Below are 4839 nucleotides of genomic sequence, written 5' to 3'. Positions count from 1 at the left end.
TGACTGACGTCAGATAGGACTTGTACCTAGAATGCTCGTTTGGCATTCGTCAGTTTAGCGAGTAGACCGCAGGACGACACGTGAGGAGTCGGCGAAGGTGTCAGTGGTGTATAAGGGACAGGTCGAGGACCGCGTGCAGCTCCCGGCGCGCCTGCTCGGCCGTCATCCGGGTGGCGGGGTCCTTGGCGAGCAGGCCGCGCAGCACCGGCTCGAGCGGGCCGGCCAGGGTGGGCGGCGGGAGCTCCTCGGTGACGACGGCCATGAGCGTGGCCATGGGTTCCCCGCGCGCGAACGCCGCGTGGCCCTCCACCGCGGTCCAGAGCGTCGCGCCGAGGGACCACAGGTCCGCGGCCGGTCCCGGCCGCTCGCCGTGGGCCCGCTCGGGAGCCATGTAGGACGGCGAGCCGATGATCGCGCCGGTGGTGGTGATCGCCGGGTCGCCGGTGGCGGTCGCGATGCCGAAGTCGGTGAGGCAGGCCCGCCCGTCGGGGGCGACCAGCACGTTGGCCGGCTTGACGTCGCGGTGCACCACGCCGGCCTCGTGCGCGGCGGTCAGCCCCGCCAGCACGTCCAGCCCGATGCGGGCCACCACCGGCCACGGCAGCGGGCCCTCACCGTCGACGACCTGCTGGAGGCTGCACGACTCGACGTGCTCCATCACCAGCCACGGCCGCCCGTCCTCCTCGACCACGTCGTAGACGGCGGTGACCGAGGGGTGGTCCAGCCGGGCGGCGGTGCGGGCCTCGCGCAGCGTGCGCTCGCGCAGCCTGCGGCGTTCGTCGTCGGACAGGTGCAGCGCGAAGGTGACCTCCTTGACGGCCACCGGCCGCTCCAGCCGCAGGTCGGTGGCCAGCCAGACGACGCCCATGCCGCCCCGGCCCAGGACCTCGCGCAGTGCGTAGCGCCCGGCCAGGAGACGTTGGGCGGACGCGGGATCCGCGGTCATGGGCGGACGGTACGCCGGGGCGGGCGTCGTCGCGCCCCCGAGCGCGCTCGCGGACCGGTCCACACGGCGCGGCGGGGACGGAGGTCCTTGTCGAGGGCGGGCCATCGGGACCATGATCGGGTCGCCCGTGGGAGCACCGGGCCCCACGGCGGGCGGTGCTGAGGAGGCCGTCATGACCGAGCAGGCCGGACGGGTCGACGAACCCCAGGCGCGCGGGCCACGGGTGGTGGTGGGCGTGGACGGGTCGGCCGGAGCACGGGCCGCGTTGCGGTTCGCCATCGAGGACGCCGTCCGCCGGGACGCGCCCGTCGAGGCGGTCATCTCCCACACGCCACCCGAGGCGTGGATGGACTTCGACGCGGTCGGGGGCTTCCGGTACGACGAGGCCGAGGCCGCCGCGGTGGAGCGGGCCGAGACGTTCATCGCCGAGGTGCTCCGCGAGGTCCCGGAGCCGCACCCGGTGATCCACGTGACGGCCGTCCTGGGCTCGGCGGCGGACGCCCTGATCCGGGAGTCGGGGGGGGCGGACCTGCTCGTCGTCGGCAGCCGGGGTCACGGCGGCTTCTCCAGCATGCTGCTCGGATCGACGAGCATGCAGTGCGTCCTGCACGCGTCGTGCCCGGTCACCGTCGTCCACTCGCCCGAGTCGCACCACGAGCGGCTGCACCTGCGCCGCCGCACCGGCGGCGAGCGGGTGCGTGCCCGGCGCCGGCGCTTCCGGAGCGCGGCGGCCGACTTCACCGGGCCCTGACCGGCCCCGGTCAGTCGGGGGAGCCCAGCCAGCGACGCAGCACGTCGTCCTCGCGCCGCAGCACGACCATGGCCAGCTCGCGGACGGCCGCCTCGGCCTGCCGCCCGACCACTGGCGCGTCGACCTCCGCCTCGCCGGTGACCGTCGAGCGGGTGCCCTCGGCGGTCGGCCGCAGCCGGCGCTCGCCACGCACGGCCGCCGTCCGGCCGAGGATGCGTGACTCGACCTGCAGGACGGCGCGGTGCCCGCCGTCGCCGTCGGCCGTCCAGCTGCGCCGGTCGGCGACGCCGACCTCGCGGCCGACGAAGCGGGTGAACACCGACGGGACGCCCAGCGTGGGGACGACGAGCCGCAGCGTGGTGCGCGGGCCGTCGTCGTCCGGGCTGCTCTCCACCGACTCCAGCCGCGCGCCGAGGGCCTGCGCATAGTCGCGGAGGAAGGCCTCGTCGGTGAGGACGGCGAGGACGTCGTCCGGGCCGGCCGGGAACGTGGCGGTGTGGTCGATGGGCACGCGCCATCCTGCGACGGCCCCGGCCGCCGCGCCCGTCGAGCGGGGACACCGGCCCGGTGTGCCGGAGAGCTCCCCACCGGCGCGCTCCCGCGGCGTGCTCAGCGGGCCGCGGGAGCGCGCGACGGCCGCGGGGAGCCGCGGCGTCCGGTGGGCAGGTGCCGGGCCACGGCCGGGACGACGATCGCTGCGGGGACGAGGTGGATCCCTGCCGTGCGTCCCCGCCGCCACCGGTCCGCGAGCCCGAGCAGACCGGACGCCGCGACGTGCGCCCCGACGACGAGCAGGGGTCCGAGCAGCGCCGCCGCCGGGGGTGCCGGTGTGACCGGGACGCCGGCCCGGCGCAGCCTCGAGCGGGCCCAGAGGGCGAACGGTGCGACGACCGTCGGGGCCGTGAGCGCGCCGGGGGTGTACCCGCGGGTGACCACCGCCGAGGCGACGTGTGGGACCGCCTGCCACCCGAAGCCGGCCAGCGTGGCCTGGAACAGCGGGTCGGCGCCGTCCGTGCGCGCACCCCGGGCCGAGGCCGCGGCGATCCACGCGCCCACCAGGCCGATCGCGACGGTCGCGTGCGGACGCGAGACCGACAGCCGCTCCCAGGCCGGCGCCGGCGCCGGGGCAGGGTCCGCTCCAGTCGTGGCCGGGCGCGGTCCGCCCAGCCGGGCATGGTGACCAGCTCTTCCGCGTCGTGCACGACCCACGCGGCGAGCAGGCCCCACGTGACGCTGCGCGGGACGCGCCGGGCGGTGGTGACGGGCACGCACCCATCCTGGGCGGCGGGGTCCGCCACGTCGCCGTCCCTCGCCGGTCGCGGGCCGTCTACTCCTGCGGCCGGGAGGTCGCCGCTCGCGCGCCCACGTGGAGCAGCATGGTGATGACCAGCGAGCACGCGCCGCCAGACGGCGTGCCTGGCCGGCGTGCTCACGCGTTCCCCCCACGCGGTCGGGTCAGGTGGTCAGGACCCTCCCCGCAGCTCGCGACGGAGGATCTTGCCGGTGACCGTCTTGGGCAGCTCGTCGACGAGGACGACGCTGCGCGGGTACTTGTAGGCCGCCATGCGCTCCTTGCAGTGGGCGATGAGCTCCTCGGGCGTCACGCTCGCGCCGGGCACCAGGCTGACGAACGCCCGCACCGTCTCCCCGCGCTTCTCGTCGGGGACGCCCACGACCGCCGACTCGCGGACCGCCGGGTGCTCGGCGAGGACGTCCTCGACCTCGCGCGGCCACACCTTGTAGCCGGACGCGTTGATCATGTCCTTCTTGCGGTCGACGATGAAGACCCAGCCCTCGGGGGTCATGAAGCCGACGTCGCCGCTCTTCAGCGCGCCGCCGGGCAGGTTGGCGGCGGTCTCCTCGGGCTTGCCCCAGTAGCCGGCGACCACCTGCGGCCCGTCCGCGACGATCTCGCCCACCTCGCCGAGCGGGAGGTCCTTGCCGTCGTCGTCCTGGATGCGCACCACCGTGTTGGGCGCCGGGACGCCGACCGACAGCGCGCCGGACTCGGGGTCGACGGGGGACGGCGAGCCGAACGGCGTGACCGTCATCGGCGAGGTCGTCTCGGTCAGGCCGTAGGCGTTGTGCACCTGCTTGCCGGTGGCCTCGAGGAACCTGCGCTCGGCGGCCGGCGAGATGGGGGCGCCGCCGGAGTAGATCGACGTGAACGACGCGAAGTGGTCCCGGGTGACCCCCGGTGCGTTGAGCAGGGCGCTGAACGCGGTGATCGCACCGATGGTGAACGTCGGCCGGTGCTCGAGGAAGGCGTCCAGGACGACCTGCGGCTCGAACCGGTAGGCCAGCACCAGCGGCGCCGGGGCCAGCATGCTGACCGCGATGTGCCCGATCAGGCCGGTGATGTGGAACAGCGGGGCGATGCCGAAGATGGCGCCGCCGTCCCGCCCGGCGCGCACCCAGTCGCGGTAGACCTGCGCGGTGAAGACGACGTTGCGGTGGGTGTTCATGGCCCCCTTGGGCACCCCCGTCGTCCCCGAGGTGTAGGTCAGGAACGCGACGTCGTCCGGGCCCAGCTCCACCGGCGGCGGGGTCTGCCCGCGGTGCTCGGCCAGGAACTCGCCGAGGTCCGTCGTCCCCTCGTGCCGCTGACGGCCCAGCCCGGCGAAGAGCCGCTCGTCGGTGCGCGTCTGGAACTCCAGCCCGCTGGTGGTGAGCACCAGCCGCACGTCGGTGTCAGGGACGACCTCGCGGGCGACCTTGTCGTACAGCGACTCCAGGGAGACCAGCACCGTGGCCCCGGAGTCCTTGAGCAGGTAGGAGAGCTCCCGCTGCCGGCTCATGGGGTTGATCGAGACCATGATCCCGCCGGCCTTCCAGGCCGCCACCATCGCGATGACGAACTGCGGGACGTTCTGCAGGTAGACGGCCAGCCGGTCGCCGGGGGCGAAGCCGCGGGCGAGCAGGCCGCTGGCCAGGGCGTCGCTGAGCTCGTCGAGCTCGCGGCGGCCGACCACGCCGTCGAAGTACCACAGCGCGTCCCCCGTGGGGTCCCGCTCCAGCCCCGCGCGGAACATGCTCAGGGCGTCGTCGAACTCGATCTCGTAGTCGGCGGGCTGGTCGCCGTAGAGGGCCAGCCAGGGCCTTTCGTCGTAGTCGCTCACGGCAGCCCTACTTGATGACGACG

The 4839-nt window shown here is 74.8% G+C and carries 5 protein-coding genes; 1 reads left to right on the top strand and 4 read right to left on the bottom strand.

What is annotated here, in order from left to right; genetic code table 11:
• Positions 1-100 precede the first annotated feature (100 nt).
• Entirely contained in the window at positions 101-946 is an 846-nt protein-coding gene (locus CNO22_RS25580; RefSeq protein ID WP_232807350.1) for a serine/threonine-protein kinase, read from the bottom strand.
• A 172-nt stretch (positions 947-1118) separates the two neighbouring features.
• Between CNO22_RS25580 and CNO22_RS25575 the strand changes: the two genes are divergently transcribed.
• Complete coding sequence (locus CNO22_RS25575) at positions 1119-1697, top strand: universal stress protein (RefSeq protein WP_100502072.1); 579 nt, start codon at positions 1119-1121, stop codon at positions 1695-1697.
• 10 nt (positions 1698-1707) lie between these two features.
• On the opposite strand, the gene CNO22_RS25570 is transcribed toward CNO22_RS25575, so the two are convergent.
• The 3 genes from CNO22_RS25570 to CNO22_RS25560 form a co-directional block, all read right to left on the bottom strand.
• Positions 1708-2208, bottom strand: coding sequence for a DUF2505 domain-containing protein (locus CNO22_RS25570; protein ID WP_157937126.1), 501 nt, complete (start codon positions 2206-2208; stop codon positions 1708-1710).
• Between the two features lie 98 nt (positions 2209-2306).
• On the bottom strand, positions 2307-2753 hold the full coding sequence (locus CNO22_RS25565; RefSeq protein ID WP_198588605.1) for an HXXEE domain-containing protein: 447 nt from the start codon (positions 2751-2753) through the stop codon (positions 2307-2309).
• Positions 2754-3160: 407 nt separating this feature from the next.
• A complete protein-coding gene (locus CNO22_RS25560) occupies positions 3161-4816 on the bottom strand; it encodes an AMP-binding protein (RefSeq protein WP_100502069.1) in 1656 nt (551 codons plus the stop codon).
• Positions 4817-4839 lie beyond the last annotated feature (23 nt).

Origin of the sequence: Geodermatophilus chilensis (assembly GCF_002802985.1) — a bacterium.
Taxonomy (GTDB): domain Bacteria; phylum Actinomycetota; class Actinomycetes; order Mycobacteriales; family Geodermatophilaceae; genus Geodermatophilus; species Geodermatophilus chilensis.
Note: the sequence above shows the minus strand (reverse complement) of the source record. Positions and strands in the feature narration are given on the sequence as shown.

Coding starts and splice junctions, on each gene's coding strand:
- CNO22_RS25580 (WP_232807350.1), bottom strand. CDS start 946: ATGACCGCGGATCCCGCGTCCGCCCAACGTCTCCTGGCCGGGCGCTAC.
- CNO22_RS25575 (WP_100502072.1), top strand. CDS start 1,119: ATGACCGAGCAGGCCGGACGGGTCGACGAACCCCAGGCGCGCGGGCCA.